Origin of the sequence: Novipirellula aureliae (assembly GCF_007860185.1) — a bacterium.
Classification (GTDB): Bacteria; Planctomycetota; Planctomycetia; order Pirellulales; family Pirellulaceae; genus Novipirellula_A; species Novipirellula_A aureliae.
In genome coordinates this window covers 290151-307238 of the sequence record NZ_SJPY01000008.1, presented here as the reverse complement: position 1 = coordinate 307238, position 17088 = coordinate 290151, and the positions used below count along the sequence as shown (strand labels likewise).

The window sequence follows — 17088 nt, the reverse complement described above, 5'->3', positions numbered from 1 at the left end:
TATGTGGAACGTGAATGAGCAAGGGCATGGATCGTGGACGGAAAACACGAACACTTGGTGGTTTGACGCGCGAGGAGGAACGCGGGGCGTTTCGATCGGTTTCGGCCGCTCCGAAGAACCGCTTGTGCAGTTGACGGCAGCCGACCAAGATGCGATGCCAAAATTGGCCGAGCAATTCGTACGTGGTGATCAGTGGCATTTGTCGTTTCCTGAGACCGACGATGATACGTATTCACTAAAAGTCGTGCTGCGTCCAATACCAATCAATGGCGAAGGGCTGCTGATTGAGTTCATTGTCTCGTTGCAAACACGTCTCCTCGATACACACCCTACCGTGGACCTTGTTGCGGTTGGCAACAAGAATGAGTCGATTTCGCCATCCGAAGTCGGATGCGCAGTGGCAGCCGAAAGTGGCTCCAATCCAATCACGATCACTCACGATTTGAACCGTTCGGTGGCTATCGTGATGGGCACACGCGACTATCCGTTTACGACGGATCGCAGCAATGCCGATGGGATCCGACTTCGCTTGTTTGGCGAGTTCTTGGAGAAGGGTGTGATCCGCAAAGCAAGATTCTGGACAAGACTGATGCCCACGTCGAGCTCGATCGATCGCGAAGAGCTAGTGGGTATTTTCCAAGAATTAGAAAACGCAGCGCTCCCGCTCAGGTCCTAGTAGCGGCGTCTCTCCGAGACGCCGAAGATGGATTCAGCGTCTCGGTGAGACGGCGAAGATGGATTCAGCGTCTTGGAGAGACGCCGAAGATGGATTCCAGCGTCCGGTGAGACGGCGAAGGTGGATTTCAGCGTCTCGGTGAGACGGCGAAGGTGGATTCAGCGTCTTGGTGAGACGGCGAAGGTGGATTCAGCGTCTTGGTGAGACGGCGAAGGTGGATTCAGCGTCTTGGTGAGACGGTGAAGGTGGATTCAGCGTCTCGGAGAGACGCTGCTACTGAGACGCTGCTACTGGGCGTCGGTTAGTAGTCTTAGTGTTTCGTCGAGCGGATCGAAGTCGTCTCGATCCTCGCCAGCGGTCGTCTGGCTGGGGTTCTGCACTTCATCGGACGCACGATCGATAGACCAGGACGGGTGATTCGCTTCGGTTTTCTCCGTCGTCTCGACAATCGCTCGATCTTGCGTTTCGGTATACTGGCGGGCATCGGGCGAGAGATCTTCGCCCTCCGAGAGCGTATCGGATTGTTTGGCTTCCGCTAGCGCTTCGCCTTCGGCATCGGTACTCGATTCCTCTCCACCAACCGTCCCCGTATTTTCCGAGGTTCGGTTGATTTCGTTGATCACAAGTAGCGCGTCGACCGCTGTGATTAAACCATCCGCGTTGACATCTAAACCGAACCTTGGGTCACCGTGGCCGATCGGCCCCGAGCCGAAGTCATTCAAGTGGTTGATGATCATTAACGCGTCGGACGCGGTTACTCCATCAACCAAATTGACATCGTAGGGGTTGTCACGATTGTGGAACGGCGAGCGATTCCGTATGACGGAAATGACGTAGGGAGCGGAGGTCAGAAGCACAGTCCCGACGGCGTCCTCGGCTCGAATGGTCAATTCAATCTCATTTTGGACCGCCCACTCGACCGATTCGTCGTCACGTAACTTGAGTGTTTGCCCATCGATTTCAAAGCGAGAATCGTCAACCGTTAGAACCACGCCTTGCCCTGGTGCAGTGCCATCGACGGTTACCGTTCCGACTTCTTCACCAGGGATTAGTTCAAGGATCGTGTCGCCCACTAATTCGATCGTTTGCGGTTGCTCGAACACGTCGTTGATTCGAATCGTGATGGGCTGGGTAAATGTTTCCTTGGTGTCAAACTCGGTCGCCGTAACGTTGATCGTGACGACCGTCGACGCCTCGTAATCGAACGAAACCCCCGGCTTAATTCTCAAGTCAGCATCTTCGACCACAAAGCGATCATCATCGACCGTGTATGTATGAAATTGTTCGGTATCTTGATCGATCACGAGAAGTTCAGCGATCACTCCGAGTGTTCCCCCATCGACATTCTCGTCAATGGATATTTCATGCGGAATGATTTCCGTCATCGGGTCGTTGGCGTCATTGATCGTCAATACGGAATCACGAATGATCTCCGTTTCTGTTTCGGAGTCGGTCACCGAGATTCGAAGCGGTATTCTCGGCTCGGTTTCAAAATCCAAACCGTCGCCCATTGTACCACCGACAAAGATAATCACGCCATTGTCGATGACAAAGCGGGGATCCTCTTCAATTCGAATGACATGGTCCCCCGGTTCGCCCGGTTGGCGCAGTCCATCAACATCGATCACCTCGACGAGGCCAACCGGTCCGTCTAAACCCAACGCTTCGCTGGAGGGATAAAGCGTAATGACGACATCCGATGGCGGATCTGGGACAGGGGTCACAAGAAGATTCAATACGACAGGTCCGGTCCGATTGATGCCATCATGAATAACAACCGATACCTCATCGACACCAAAGTAATCGGCATCAGGCGTGTAGATGACACCGCCGTCGACATCGATGGTGATCGAACCGTGTAATGCACCACCTTGTTGAATCACTACCAGATCGTCGTTTTCATCATCGACAACGCCATGGAGAGCGGCACCGGGAGCGTTCAATGTCACGTCTTCGATCGTCGTCAACGACGGCGTTGATTCATAGAGTGGTGCTTGATTGGCAATGTCATCGATCTGCATAGCAAAGCCAACCGGTAACGGATCTTGATTGTTCTCGACGGTAACTCGATGAGCATCAGGACGTTTCAGGGCCACTTCCATCACCCCTTCGTTACCGAGGATGGTGACCGTGCCTGGACTACCATCGGTTGCAACCGCCGTTGCTCCACCGATCGAGGACAAATCGACAGCTAAGTCAGTGACAATATCACCACTGCGAAGATCGGTAATCCGCAAAACACTTTCGTTTGGCAGGATACTAAAGAGCAATTCTCGTTTCGCATCGAGTGAGACAGGTCCCGTCAAATCATCAAACGAATACAGCGGAGCGAAGCCATCCGTATCGACCACCGTCACGCCGCCGTCAAGTTCGCGAAGAACAGCCAAACCGTGCTCATCATCAAAACTCAACAATTTACTCGTTCCACTCACCTCAACCGGTTCGTCCGAGATCATCGACTTCGATGTATTGCTCCAAAGCGATAATTGAATTCCACTTTCTCCCGCCCAAGCCAAGACGGTCCGAGTTCCGGTCAATGGGTCGTTTGAGGAACTCGACGCCGATGCCGTCATAGCGACCGTTCCGTTTGGTACAGTCGTCAACGTATCGGTCACCACAATCCCAATTTCGGGGTCCGATGCATCGATCGAGCGAAGTGTCGTCGTTTCCCCCTCTGACGCCGCTTCGATCAGCACACCGATCCCGTTCGGATCGATCGCAACATTGGCCCAGGAGGGCTGAGTCACAGCCGTTTGCAAATCAACCCCCGCAACGGTCGCCGTACCTGAATCAACGATCCAAGCCGACGGCCCATCGCTTGCGTCTCCTACCAACAGCAACCGCCCGTCGGGCAACCGTTGTGAATTCGCAAGCGTGCCACCAACCGATAAAGATTGTGCCGACGATGTCTCGAAATCGAGTATCTCGACCGAAGATTCTGTTTGGACGATGGTTTGGCCATCGGTATCGAAGAAGACGGCAAGTCCGCCAGCAATTTCAATTGCATCGGATTGCCCACTCACGTCGATCGGGAACAATTGATGTTGGGTCTGGGTGCCGTTGAAAAGCCGAACTTGGTAGACCCCATCGGCAACGCCATCAAATGAGAATTGGCCGATTTCATCAGCAAAGGCCACTCTTTCGCCGCCATCAAGCGAACCGTTCTCGTTTGCATCGATGTAAGCCAATCGGTTCGGCAATGCGACCTCACCCGGTTCTTGCCGAAACGAGTGGTCAACGTCGTCAAAAACGACTCCCGTGATCGCTGCTAGAACACGACGATCCCCCAAATGCTCCACTAGCAACCGACGCCGTTTCGTCCGACGATGCGATTCTGGGGTTGCAGCAAAATGCAGTTTGCGTCCAGGTTGCCCTAGGGAAATGCCGAGTTTCGCGAGTCGTCGGATTTTTATCGACATAATTCTTAAATCAAGTAAATGCAAACTTTGGAGTGTCGGTTCGAGTTTGACTCGCCAGGAGTGCAAAAAGTTCCACGCAATGACGCTCAATCATCGACGCAACCCCCCGCCTAACGGTTATCATAGTCACAAGGCTGCCCAATTCGGCATCACGATGGACAAAACGACCCTCCTAGCAGAAGAATCTTAGCCCTTTACGATCAATTTAACCATTGTACCAGCATTTTTTAGGGTTTGCCTTCCGTCTTTAAGCATCGCGATTCGCAAATGGGACTCGCAAGTTGCATATCGAACAAACCTGAACTACAACAGAGAATATTCTTGCAGAGAAACCCCAGGGATGGAACCAGCAACGTCAAACGCGATGGACATGGAGTATTCATGAATCAACTCAACCAATTATTCCATTTTCCGTTGAACCGAAACAGGTGAAATCATGCCGTCCATTCCCCTTTTTTCTTTGCGATTTGCTCGCATTCAGCCGTGGCATTTTGTCGCTGCCGCGTTGTTCATTTGCATGATGCCCCTCCCCCTCAACGCTCAAGGTTGGGACGATGAAGATGAGTACGGGCTATACGGTGACGAGTATGACTCGAACGGCAACGCAGAACCCACGGCGATCAAAATAGGATCGCTGGATCTTACGCCACTGTTTGCCCCGCAAATCGATCCGTCACTCAAGGACAATCGGCCGCTGCTTAAGCAGCAAGTCGAACAGGCTTTCCGCAATGGCCAGATGGCAACAGCAATGGAGTTGTTCTTTGGGCATTTGGTTGTCGATTACGATGCCGCCTCAGCAGACCTTGACTCGGTGAAATTCAGTCCTGTCTTGAAACGTCCTGTTTGGCAATCTCGATGGGCCGTTTCGTTGGCAGTTCGAGGGGACCAAGTGATTTCCAAAAGCCCGATCCTAGAGGACAAGGGGGCCATGACGACGCGTCAGGAGTCAATGGATTATGACTCGGAGTTTGATGAAATGGGTTATGGCCACCAAGATAGACCCTCGAATAATACCGCCGCGACTGAAATGCTCAGCCGCACAGCCGACGAGATGCTCCAAGAGACACTCGGTCTTGTCGCCAAGGTGACCGCGGAGCAGTTTACGCAACGATTTTCAAACGGGGTCTTTGGGCCGGCGTTAGCGTCGATCATCCCCCAACCCATTGTCGAGAATTCGGAGGCGAATGGCGTCGGCGGGGCAGCCGATCCGACCCGCCGCACAGGCTCGGATTTCCCCCGTGGTCGACCCGCCCCAGGTCAAATGCCTCCTGAAAGTGGTTATGAAGAGGAATACGAAGAGGATGAGGAGGAGGATGCGTTCCCGAGCGAAGAGAATTCGCCCGCCCGCCAAAACGAAAGCGGATTCAATGCTAACCCCAACGTATTTCAGCTCGGGAGCGGAATGGAACCTTTTCCAATGTGGCAACCGGGCTTGGTTTATCTCGGTGAATGGAGTTCGGCCGAAGCGATCGAGATGGCTCAGAAGAACAAAATTGATTTCGTCCTGCACTTCGACGTGACATTGAAGGAGATCCGCAATGCCCGCAAGCCAGACGCGGCCGCGTACACCCAAAACATTTCACGATGCCGCTTGATTCGGGTCGGGGATGGAAAAACCGTTACGGTTTCAAAACCGATGGACAACCTTGAAGCGGCGAGACAGAAGCGGACGAGCCGAGAATACGTGGACGAACAGATGGGCAACTTGTTTGCCGTTATCGATCACCAATTAACATTGCAGGAAATGCCTGCTTTAACGCCCGAGATCGTCACTCGCCGCGTGACAGCCTTGATGGCGGGCCGTGAGCCAAAGAGCTTGGCGGCGATGGCAGAGATTCGCTACTACCAACGCAAAGGGTTACTTTCCCAACAAGACACGGAGAAAGCGTTCTTCCTCCTCGGCAGCGACGATGGCCTGAAAATGCTCTACGCAACCGAAGAGGAGAAAGTCGAAGTGATTCACAAGTGGGTCCAGGATGCAATGGCCCCCAAATGAGAGCCAAGTCATCTCAATGGCCGTAGTGGATCTTGTTAAAGATCCATTCACACCCACGGGCTTGCATAGGGATCTTTAACAAGATCCACTACGCCCCCCCGTTCAAGTTATAAACGGCGAAAACGCTAACCCAATCGTTACATGTCGATCTCGTAACCGTTGCCGTATTCGCGACTCAGCACAATGGCTGTAGTGGATCTTGTTAAAGATCCATTCCCACCCACGGGCTTGCATAGGGATCTTTAACAAGATCCACTACGCCCCCCCGTTCAAGTTATAAACGGCGAAAACGCTAACCCAATCGTTACACGTCGATCTCGTAACCTTTGCCGTATTCGCGACTCAGCACAATGGCTGTAGTGGATCTTGTTAAAGATCCATTCCCACCCACGGGCTTGCATAGGGATCTTTAACAAGATCCACTACGCCCCCCCGTTCAAGTTATAAACGGCGAAAACGCTAACCCAATCGTTACACGTCGATCTCGTAACCTTTGCCGTATTCGCGAGCTTGTCACCCGTGATCGACTGGGTTGCTTGATCCCATTGATTTCGCGCCCCAAACGAGCGGTAATGCCAGCCAAATGACAGATATTGAGTGCTCGCATGTGGGAATGGACATCTGAAATCGGTTCTTGCCGGTTACGAACACAAAGCAAGAAGTTGGCCCAGTGGGCTTTGCGTTCATTGGCAATCAACGGGTGCCCCTTGTAAACTTTCTGAATCGCATCTTCCGGCAATGGATTGTCCTCGAGCTCCTCAACCGGCGCTCCGGTGAGGGTGCCACGACTAACGAAGATACGGCCTTTGTCACCTTCGATGAGGACACCGACTCCCCAATGTCTTTGCGAATTCCGCTCTAATGATTGCAAGCAGATACAGATCACCCGCCACCACTCCCCTCCAGAATACAACCTCTGTCGTACAAGAAAGTCGTAAAAAAAACTGTGTGCCCCTGTTCCGAGACACCCTCCCAACCCATATGGCCCACAACACCATGCGTTACGTCCAATTCTCTAAGCTTGTCTTGGGATGCGTATGCATCGTTTCGGCAATCCTTTGGTCGATTGGATTCCCCTGCTAGCTCGGACGATTCATCCGGGCTAGCGCCAGAAAGTTCACTCACAAGAACCAGTGTGTCGATCCTGTTTTCGAAGACGACCGATGAAGACGACGGATCACGCGACATGCCGGATGTGCTATGATGAATCTTCTTGTCGCCTACTTTGCATTTCATGGAGTTGAATCATGAAACGATGGATCAGTCCACCTCGACTTGTCGTAGCTTTGATACTGGTTCAGGTCCCGGCCCTTTGCTCTTACTCCGCTGCACAGTCGACGGGGCCCATGCAGTCGACGGGGCCCATGCAGAGCACCACACCAAGCAGCGATATCGATGGCGGGAAGGGGGGAAATTCGTTTGCCGATTTTAGCTCGTTGATGGAATTGATCCAGACCACGGTGGACCCAACGATGTGGGAGGAACTCGGCGGCACCAGCACGATGGCACCGTATCCTCAAGGGGTTCTGGTAGACCCTAGCAAAACGCTGGCAGCGAGTTCGGTCAGTGAAGTGCGCTCGGGCAAGATGGTTCCTAGCAATTCAGCCGAGTTAGTGAATCGTCAACCAACCCGGCTGATGCCGAAGCCGGTAACAAAGGACGACGAATCGGCATGGCTTCAACCGTCGTCCCTTCGTCTTGTATCGCTCAAGCGACTGTGCGACCTACGTGCAGCCTACCAATTGCGGGGTGAAACACCGCCTGAATCGTTCGCTTGTCTGGCCGGATTGTCGGACGTCCACTTTGTGTGTCTTTGTGTCGAAGACGATATCCTACTGGCGGGGTCGGTGGGCGGTGTTGTTCGTGATGGAAATTGGTTTCGAGACGCCCGGTCTGGCCGCAGTACGATGCGGCTCGATTTCTTACAGGCCTGCTTTGCATCGGTCGCCAACCAGTCGCCGTTCGGCTGTACCATCGATCCAGAAACCGATGGAATCAAAGCTGCAATGGTGATCGCCCAGAAGATCAACGATGGATCAATCGCCCAAGAGGCATCTGAGAAAGCACTTCGCGAGGCACTGGCGATGCAGCGGGTGGAAGTGTTTGGGATTCCAGCGGAAACGATGACTGGCTACTTGATGGTCAAAGCTGATCGACACATGAAAGAGTTGGCACTCGGAAAACACCCGCTGCCGAGAAACGCCGAGGATTATTTTGACGCGATCGAACACCGCCTCTCACAAGGCATTCCCGACAACCTACTGCTTCGATTGTGGTTCACGGCTGCGGAACGATCCTTGCGGTTTGATCCAGGCCAGACGGTCTTTCATCTATCGGGAACTTCGATTCGCTTGAGTGCGGAAAACGAACGCGCACAGGCCTCGGGTCAGAGAGGATTCGTGACGGTCGATCCAGCAAGCGGCGACTTCGTCGAGAATTTCAATCAGCATTGGGATGCAATCTCGAGCGGCTATCCTTTTTACAGTGCCCTTGAATCGTTATTCCAGTCGGCGTCGATCGCCGAGGTGGCTAGGCGATTCGCGATTCGCGAGCCTCAGCGTCTGCTGAGACAACGGCTCGGGAAGCTTCCATTGGACCCCTGGGAACTGGCGGTTCCCGAACAAGTCGAATCGATCACGGCCTCGCGGCGGATACGTGACGGGAATCGGGTACACCGAATCATGATTGCGAGTGGTGGTGTGCTGGTCGATCCACGTAAAACCCTAGCCAAAACGGCAAGTTCGGGGGCTCTACAAAGTGCCTCTCGTTTTCAAATGCAACTGCCACCCCCAGAGCATCAATGGTGGTGGGATCTTCCAGTGGAATAAGTCAACGTGGTCAGCAGGTTGAGAAATCAAATGGGTCAAAACCAATACTGTTCGACACGGTTGTTGCTAAGAAGAGACGTGCGAATCGGCTAAGCGTTAAACGATTAAATCGACAGCCCGCTAACGCCAAAACGGCTAATACGCACACTGTTTTTCGAGCAATGAACGTAAACGCTTGAAGGCGTAGACGTTAGCAAAACAATTTGCAAGCCCATGAATCATCCGGGCTAAGCCTGACGTACTGTAAAGCCTCGATTGCCGCAATTGTGTGCAAGGGACTTGCTTTTCCGATAAACTACGTTGGCGGCTCCCTCTCGTTGTTACTTGACCTCCTCTTCTCTTGCTTATGTCTAACGAAGAAAAGACCTTCCAAGACCGTTCGCTTGCATCAAACATCCCGTCAGAGCGTCGCGGCCCCTTATCGGTGCAACCGGTGCTACCTAGTCGTTTGCTTCCGAGGATTTCCTTTCGTTTCGTAATGGTTTCCATGTTCTTTGCAGCTGTCTTCTATGCGGTTGCAAGATCGGCGGGCGATGGCGGAGCCGTCGCATTCGCAATGGTTGTGGCCGTTTTGTTTCCAGCCGCCTGCTTTGTTTTATTTTGTGTTTTGTTTTTGTTCGCTTGGGCGATTTCATCGTTGTGGTATCGTCATGGCACACCGGACACCCTCAAAGGGAGCCCCTTCGCGGATGGGCAATTGCCCCCTCAGATTTTGCCGCCTCGAGAGACCCCATGATCCGATTATTGCTAACGTCTCTTTGCTTCTCGGTGATTTTCATCGCTCCCAACCTCGTCGGTTCGAGCCTCTCAACCGACTTGCGAGCTCAATCTGCTTCGCAACCCGCTAGTATCCCCATCGTCGGTGTTCGCTCTGAAACGGTGTCCTTACCTGCGATCAAGACTACCAACACGCCCAATAAGCTAGGCTTCATTGCCAATGTGTCGATCGGATTACACGACAACGCAGGATCGGTACCCGTTCATATCGTGGTTGATTCGACCACTGTATTTTCGGCGGATCGTGAATTGATCTTTCGCTTTTCGAGTGACCCTAGCGGGCAAACTCCTGTAGCCAACATGCTCGTCGTTGACATTGCGGTTTCATTGCCGCAAGGCTCAAAACAAGTTGTTCAAACGCATTACATTCCCAAGTGGTCATTTGGAATGTCCCAAAAAATGCAAATCCTCGAACGTCCGAGCCCAGGTGAACCAGGTCGACTGTTAGAGGGGTGTACTCATTTCTTCGCCGCTCGTAGAGGATTTCCGGCTTTCGACCCTTTTCTAGAAACCGAATACAAACTGAACTCATTGTTTGTTGTGGAAACCGAACAGGTGAACTACGAACGTTTGCCCGATCTGCGTCCGTTGCTTTTCCTAAACTCGGTTGACGCGGAGCTCGACGATGTTCGCACGCCTAGCGATGAACCGATGTTTTGGTCATCCATTTTGAGATCGACTTCGTCCGACCACGGTTTGTCGGTTGCCGGCCAAGCGGATTTGCCAAACGATTGGCGAGGTTATCAAAATTTAGATTTGATCGTTCTTAGCCGGGCGGCGCTGTCGCGGATTAAGAGCAACGGACGATTTGCTGCAATTCGCCATTTTGTCATGACAGGCGGTTCCATCTTCCTCTACGGGGCTGAATCCGAACAGGATTGGATCGAATCGTTTCAAATCCCTCAGCAGCCGACGCAACAGGTTGTCAAAATCCAAGAGGATGTCACGTTGTTCCTTCAGCATTTCCAACAAAACGAACTTTTGCCGATCGAGGAGGAGCCCTTATGGACGCGATCATTAGGAATGGGCTACGTTTTTGGCACCCCTGCGGTGGACGTTCCATCCGGACCCGACAGACGCGAAGCCGGTGCATTTCCAAGCCCCCAATCGCTGCGCACGATTGACGTCATGTTGGGGCACCGAAAATCGCCAATGCTGCGGCGCGGCGTCGATCCCATTCTTGGCGATCAGGGATATCAAAATTGGTTGATTCCCGGAGTTGCCCAACCGCCTGTTTACACGTTCATGGGCCTACTGGGATTATTCGTTATCCTTGTCGGACCGGTGACCTATCGAAGCACTGCCAAAAGGGGCCGTAGTTACTTGATGTTCTTCATCGCTCCATTGCTAGCGATTGTCACCACGTTGTCGATGTTTGCATATGGGATTTTGGCAGATGGTTTTTCAACGGTTTCGCGAATTCGCCAATTGACTTGGATCGACAGCCATTCGCGAACTGGCTTCGAGCGCGTTCAAGCAACCTATTTTGCAGGCCTAAGCTCAAGTGATGGGTTGTCCTTTCCTGTTGAAGCCGAGGTGGTACGTTATCCTGATGGGTCGGGTGATTCGCTCGAACAACTAGCCGAAAGGGCACCCGAGCAACTCGGAAGGGTTATGCTCGACGAAGAAAGTCAGCGGCTGAGCCAATCGTTTTTGCCGTCGCGTCAGCAACGCCAATTCGTGTTTCATCAGGCCAGACCCGCTTTGGGGCGTCTCACGCTTCGGTTAGATAAAAAGAGAGCCAGCGAAGGGCCCCCGGATCAATCGGTGTCGAAGGCGTTTCTGACGAGTGAGTTGCCCTTCGAGTTGAAGCGTTTAATTGTACGCGATTCGGAAGGTAATTATTGGCATACCGAGCAAGTACAGCCAACCATCGGAGGATCGCAACCCAACGAAATCGAACTGGCTCGAGTCGCGGCCAAAGATGCGTCTACCATGCTTGGCAAACTGTATATCGAATTTCGTCCACTCGCTGAAATCACTTCGCAGCGCGACGACCGTTCTTCTAACCGCAATCGCCGATTTCAAACCAGGGATCTAATTGAAACGGTTAACAGCTCCTTTAACAGAGGCTTGGATGGCTTTCGAAAGGTGTCAAGCGGCACGTTCGAAACTTGGCTCAATCAATCGCTACAACTCGACGGTGAGCTTCCCCGTCTTCACTTCGTTGCAATCTCAACCGTCTCAGACGACGTGGTCGCTGCAAAGGACGCGGAAGTCGTCGGCAGTGTGCGATTTGTATTTGGAACCGTGGAACCGCAGGACTCACGTGAAGGATCGATCCATGAGTCGTGATTGCATCGAAGTCCGCCGATTGCACCGTTTTTTTGGAAAGACAAAAGCGGTTAATGACATTTCGTTCTCCGTCTCGCGAGGTCATGTCTTCGGCTACATCGGACCAAACGGAGCAGGAAAAACAACGTCCATGCGGATTCTGGCAACGCTTGATCTCCCCAGCTACGGGGATGCTTTTGTTGACGGTTTTTCGGTCGTCAACGATCCTGAATTGGTTCGCCGGCGACTCGGTTTCATGCCGGATTCGTTTGGGACCTACCGCGATGTCAACTGCTCGGAATATCTCGATTTCTTTGCGCGGGCATACGGTCTGGTAGGCCGCGAAAGAAATCAACGTCTGAAGTGGGTCTTGGATTTCACGGGCACCAAGGGGATGGCTGAGAAGCCGGTTCGAGGGCTCAGTAAAGGAATGAAACAAAGACTTTGCTTGGGGCGAGCTTTGATTCACGATCCAGCCGTCATGATTTTGGACGAGCCGGCTGCGGGTCTAGATCCACGTGCCCGGATCGACCTGCGAAAAATGATTCGCGAGTTAGCCGATCGAGGGAAAACCATTTTGATAAGTAGCCACATTTTGACCGAGCTGGCCGAAATGTGCGATACGGTTGGCATTATCGAACAAGGGCACTTGTTGGCGACCGGTAGCGTGGAGCAAATCCAACGCGAACGAGCCAAGCATCGTGAATTGGTCGTTCGTCTACTTGATCGTGCTGAAGAAGCAGCGGCCGATCTGACGGCTCGCGACGCGATCGGTGGACTTCATCGCGATGGCTGCCGTTTGCGGTTCGAATTCGAAGGTGACGACGTTGCTCAAACCGAATTGGTCGCCTGGATGGTAGGCAAAGGATACCGGGTGGCCGAGGTTATCTCGCACAAAAAGAGTCTGGAAGACGTCTTCATGCAAGTCACGGAGGGATTGGTTCAATGAGCGATGCGACAACCTCAATCATCGATCCACCTGAACGAATCGACCCACCTGAACGAATCGCCCCACCTAAACGAATCGATCGTTGGGAACCAATCGACCGCTGGTTTGGAAAGGTTGGTGATCGATTGAATCCCATTTTGGTGAAAGAGACTCGGCAAGCTTTGAAAAGCCGACAATTCGTCGTCACCTTTTCCATTTTGTTGTTTGCTGCGTTTGCTTGGACCGTGGCTGGCAGCCTTTCGATGATGCCACAAATCTACACGACGCCGTCCGCCCCTCGACTTCTAATCGGCTACTACTTCGTGTTGGCGATTCCAATGTTGATGGTCGTCCCATTGGCCGCCTATCGATCACTTGAAGGAGAGATTGATGATGGAACGCTCGAGCTATTGGCGATCACGGCATTAAGCCCTTGGCAGATCGTGCTAGGGAAATTGGCTAGTGCAACGCTGCAAATGATGTTGTACTTTGTCGCACTCTTCCCTTGCGTGGCCTATGCCTACAATCTACGCGGCGTTGATTTGCCGACGACGTTATTGATGATTGGAATTTTATTGTTGACGGCTTTGGTGCTAACCATCATTGCGTTGTTCTTAGCACCACTTTCACGCGGGCGAACCGGGCGCATTGTGACGCTACTGCTGCTGATCCTTATTCTGGTCTTGGCCGAGTACGGCGTCGGTGCCTTGGTCATCGGTATGATTGTTTATGGCTCAACGATGCCTACATCGGAATTATTCTTTTTGGTTGCCACCGCCGTTCTGGTTTCGTTGTCACTAAGTCATCTGCTGTTGTCTGCAACGGCAGCCCAATTGACGCCAGAAAGCGAGAACCGTTCAACGACGTTGCGAATTTCAATGATGTTTTTTTCCGCAACGTTGGCAGGCATCATCGTCTATTCCGCCGAAGCTCTAAATCGTAGTGGGGCGGAAGAAGTGTTGGCATGTGCTTCCATTGCAGCGTTCGGGTTATGGATTGCGGCCGGCAGCATGATGGCTGCCGAATCGTCGGTGATGACACCGCGAATTCGACGCGAATTACCGCAGAGCTTTTTTGCCCGCATGATGCTAACCTGGCTGACCCCCGGGCCAGCGACGGGAGTGGTGTTTGCAACGGTCAATTTGGTCGTTTGGGTATGTTTTGTGGTACTGGTGCTTGCCCGCTTGTCGAATTGGCAGAGTCCCGGAGCGGTAGCCGATTTTCAGGGTATCGCACGACAGCTCGTCTTGTTGGTTGCGTATGCCGTCGGTGGTTTGATCGGTGTTCGGCTCATCATTTTTGTTGTTCGCATCAACAATCACCCACGCGTTGAGATCGGATTAGCGGCATTGGTCGCGGTGATGGTCCTATCGGCCCTCGTGCCCTATTCCATCGGCATGCACCTCAACGATTATCGCGCTTTCGCATATTCGCGTTGGCAAATGACCAATTGGGTTTGGACTTTAAATGAAATCCGCTTTGGAAAGGTGATTGGTTGGTTTGAAGTCATCATGATCGGCTCTGTCGTGGGGCTCGCATTTCTCATGTGTCTCTTGACGATGCCTCAAGTGGTCATGCCGCGTCGAACGGCGACGCCAGAGGAAGTGATCGAAGCACTCCGCAAAAAATAGCTTGTTGCACGGATTGAAGGGATCGTGAGTGGTCCTTTGGATGTAGGGTTTACGGAAGAATTGCAATCGGTTGGCTAGTGATAGGTCGATCTTGTTTTGGGTAGCTAACCTCAATCGTCCAACCGCTCACGCCCAATACGGCCAACGTCTAAACCGCCCAAGGAGTGTTCGTCGACCATGTCCATGTTCTCCAAAGCCCGAAATACCGCAATCGTCGCGACGTTGGTCGGTGGTCCGTACGTGGCTTCCGAGACCGACTTGGGACGTGGTGTACTCGAAACGATAAAACAACCGTTTGCGTCCGTACAATCCGAAGATGGGTTGGGCGTATCATTGACGTCGGCTTCTGGTAACGAATACGCCAATCATTCTCATTACGAGGTGGAGCAGCTGCGCCGCAAATCGGCTGACAAATACCGCTACGATCATGAAACCGCGCGGCGACTCGGTGCGATTCCCGCAGATGCCGAATTGGAACCTCAACTTGTTGGCAGCACGGTCCATGACATTCGAGAAGTCCTCCGTTTTGACATCACACCCGAGTGGGTCTTACAGCGATTCTCTCGCGTTAGTACCGTGCTTGCCGATTTGCGAATGGAAGGCCTACGCGTGCCGATTGTGACCGGCACACGTGCGGATGATTTAGCCGGGACATTGACCTATTACTTCGATCCATCGGGCAAGGTCCAACGGATTACGATCCACGGTTTCACCGGCGACCCGGCGCGGACTGCGGCCATCATGACCGAATTCTACGGATTGACGCGGGAACCGTCGCTCGAAGCCGGGGTGTTTACCAAACGTTGGAATGGAGAGCCGGTGCAATTCATGCGTTTGACTCATGCCCCAGTTGTCTACAGCGATGCGGTGCATCAAAAGTACACGGTTTTCGTTGAACTGAACGAACCTGGCTTGGCCTTTGGTATTAGTGAGGAAGCGAGACGCATTGTTCAATCGGATCGTCACAGCGGTCGCTGGTAAGGCGTGCAGTCAATCCTATTTTGCCAACCCTAGTGCATTTTGATTTTTGACGTGGCTGGAGCTTCCAGCCCCAGTTGAGAAGAACGCTGCGGCTGGAAGCCGCAGCCACTAAACACGCAGCCTACGGCTTTTTGCAAAATGCTCTAAGGTTGAATCGGGTGAAGGCACTCAGGACGTGCGACCTCTCAGTGCCGGATGCCACTTACTTTCCGGCCGTTCCATGCCAGGTAGGCGATAAACAGCCGTTATGGAGTCGCAACTCTTAACAGTGAAATTGTTTTCTCACTAGAGTTTATCTCGAACTTGAAGTTTCCGAGAAAACTCATCCCCAGCAGCGGTTCCGCGTTGACGGCTTCTGGTTCTAGTACTGCCGCCCGAACGTCTTCGGCTTCAAAATTTCCAATGCGCATTCGCGGCAGTATGACAGCGCGAGCGTTGATGACAGCTCCATTAGCGATAACAAGTCTTAGCTCCGGAGCATCGGAATTGACCTGGACGCCAATTTCAGCCGCCGTTTTGGCTGGCAAGACCACCAAACTGGCACCACTATCGACAACCATCTTGACGGGCTCTTTGCCGATTACCGCCGTGATCATTAACGACCCGCTCGGTTCGACCAACAGTGGGATGGATTCGCGAAAAATCTCTTGCTCAATCCGTTGGAGGCGTTTGTCGATCGATTGCAAGATGATTTCGGCAGTCAATTCGGAAGGCGTTTCAAAGTTGGCTGCCATGACCTGAAGCGAAACTTGTGTTTCCCGTTTCTGCAGCGACTTTGACAACTTTTCATGAAGTGCTTCAAAATCCTGGCGTAGTGCCAAAACGGTTTCGGCATAGGCGGTTTCCGCCGCCATCACCTTCGTGCGTTCGGCGTCCGATTGTGTTTTTAGCCCATCACGGGCAATGATGGTGGCCCGAATTTGTGCCCGAGTCGCCTCAATCAGACCGACAATGCGATTGTTTGCCGAAACGCTGCTCCCTGCAATCCGAGCGAGTTGCAGATTCAATTCGCCGATTCGAGCGTTGAGAAGTTGTAATTGATTCTGGTTCGCTTTTAGTCGATCGTCGGCCGCTTTCCAATCTTGTTGCAATCGATGCAAATCACGCTGGCTCCTCAAAAGCCCGGTAATGTTTCGAGAGAGATCGGCGGTCTCTGTCGAAGCGATCGATTTGCCCGTTCGCCGAAGTCCCGCGGTTTCTAAAATCGCCTCAGCCTTCGCAACCACCTCAGGACTATAGCGGACCGATCTCGAAGGCTCAGGCGTCTCGGTCGGCTGGGCAACGCACGTTTCCGAAACAAGAATCGAAGCAACCAAGACCATGATTGCAAGCATGGCACGAAAAGGAGACGTCGGCATAAAGGATCCTATTGTTTGACAGTCATATCACCTATCGTACACCGTCGTCCCACTCAGCGGCAAATCCAAGCCAGGTAAACAGAGATTCAGCGCCGCTGACGACCGATTTTGCCCCGACCGGCAACGAGATCGTGCCATGGGTTGCGTTCTTGATTTGGCTGTAGCATGGCGTCTCAGCCGATTTCCACCTTTTTTCCAAAATCTCTCGCAGAGACGTTAA

General features: G+C 52.7%; 12 protein-coding genes. 8 read left to right on the top strand and 4 right to left on the bottom strand.

Features of this window, described 5'->3' with window-relative positions; translation table 11 throughout:
* The first annotated feature begins 1 nt into the window (after window position 1).
* Window positions 2-676, top strand: a complete 675-nt coding sequence (locus Q31b_RS23490; protein ID WP_146602085.1) for a hypothetical protein — start codon at window positions 2-4, stop codon at window positions 674-676.
* Window positions 677-963: 287 nt separating this feature from the next.
* On the opposite strand, the gene Q31b_RS23485 is transcribed toward Q31b_RS23490, so the two are convergent.
* The gene (locus tag Q31b_RS23485; RefSeq protein ID WP_146602084.1) at window positions 964-4095 is read right to left on the bottom strand and encodes a dockerin type I domain-containing protein; all 3132 of its coding nucleotides are present in this window, start codon (window positions 4093-4095) and stop codon (window positions 964-966) included.
* Window positions 4096-4531: 436 nt separating this feature from the next.
* Between Q31b_RS23485 and Q31b_RS23480 the strand changes: the two genes are divergently transcribed.
* Window positions 4532-6091: a hypothetical protein gene (locus Q31b_RS23480; protein WP_146602083.1), complete on the top strand. Its 1560-nt coding sequence runs from the start codon at window positions 4532-4534 to the stop codon at window positions 6089-6091.
* A 436-nt stretch (window positions 6092-6527) separates the two neighbouring features.
* On the opposite strand, the gene Q31b_RS23475 is transcribed toward Q31b_RS23480, so the two are convergent.
* Together Q31b_RS23475 and Q31b_RS23470 are read right to left on the bottom strand one after the other, a co-directional pair.
* Window positions 6528-6977, bottom strand: a complete 450-nt coding sequence (locus Q31b_RS23475; protein WP_197172147.1) for a hypothetical protein — start codon at window positions 6975-6977, stop codon at window positions 6528-6530.
* Window positions 6974-7327 (bottom strand): hypothetical protein, encoded by a 354-nt coding sequence (locus Q31b_RS23470; RefSeq protein WP_146602081.1) that lies wholly within the window; start codon window positions 7325-7327, stop codon window positions 6974-6976. Before Q31b_RS23470 ends, Q31b_RS23475 begins: the two co-directional genes overlap by 4 nt.
* Window positions 7328-7338: 11 nt before the next feature.
* Here Q31b_RS23470 and Q31b_RS23465 point away from each other — a divergent pair, with 11 nt between their 5' ends.
* The 6 genes from Q31b_RS23465 to Q31b_RS23440 all read left to right on the top strand — a co-directional run bounded on the left by Q31b_RS23465 (window position 7339) and on the right by Q31b_RS23440 (window position 15510).
* Entirely contained in the window at window positions 7339-8919 is a 1581-nt protein-coding gene (locus tag Q31b_RS23465) for a DUF1598 domain-containing protein (protein WP_146602080.1), read from the top strand.
* 487 nt (window positions 8920-9406) lie between these two features.
* Complete coding sequence (locus tag Q31b_RS23460; RefSeq protein ID WP_146602079.1) at window positions 9407-9655, top strand: hypothetical protein; 249 nt, start codon at window positions 9407-9409, stop codon at window positions 9653-9655.
* Window positions 9652-11991, top strand: coding sequence for a hypothetical protein (locus tag Q31b_RS23455; RefSeq protein WP_146602078.1), 2340 nt, complete (start codon window positions 9652-9654; stop codon window positions 11989-11991). The genes Q31b_RS23460 and Q31b_RS23455 overlap by 4 nt, the downstream gene beginning before the upstream one ends.
* On the top strand, window positions 11981-12919 hold the full coding sequence (locus tag Q31b_RS23450) for an ABC transporter ATP-binding protein (protein ID WP_146602077.1): 939 nt from the start codon (window positions 11981-11983) through the stop codon (window positions 12917-12919). The genes Q31b_RS23455 and Q31b_RS23450 overlap by 11 nt, the downstream gene beginning before the upstream one ends.
* Window positions 12916-14529 carry an ABC transporter permease gene (locus tag Q31b_RS23445; RefSeq protein WP_231617794.1) on the top strand — a complete coding sequence of 538 codons (1614 nt, stop codon included), beginning with the start codon at window positions 12916-12918 and terminating at the stop codon, window positions 14527-14529. Before Q31b_RS23450 ends, Q31b_RS23445 begins: the two co-directional genes overlap by 4 nt.
* Window positions 14530-14706: 177 nt before the next feature.
* Window positions 14707-15510: a DUF6690 family protein gene (locus Q31b_RS23440; protein WP_231617793.1), complete on the top strand. Its 804-nt coding sequence runs from the start codon at window positions 14707-14709 to the stop codon at window positions 15508-15510.
* A gap of 245 nt (window positions 15511-15755) precedes the next feature.
* On the opposite strand, the gene Q31b_RS23435 is transcribed toward Q31b_RS23440, so the two are convergent.
* Entirely contained in the window at window positions 15756-16868 is a 1113-nt protein-coding gene (locus Q31b_RS23435; RefSeq protein ID WP_146602076.1) for a retropepsin-like aspartic protease family protein, read from the bottom strand.
* Window positions 16869-17088: the final 220 nt, after the last annotated feature.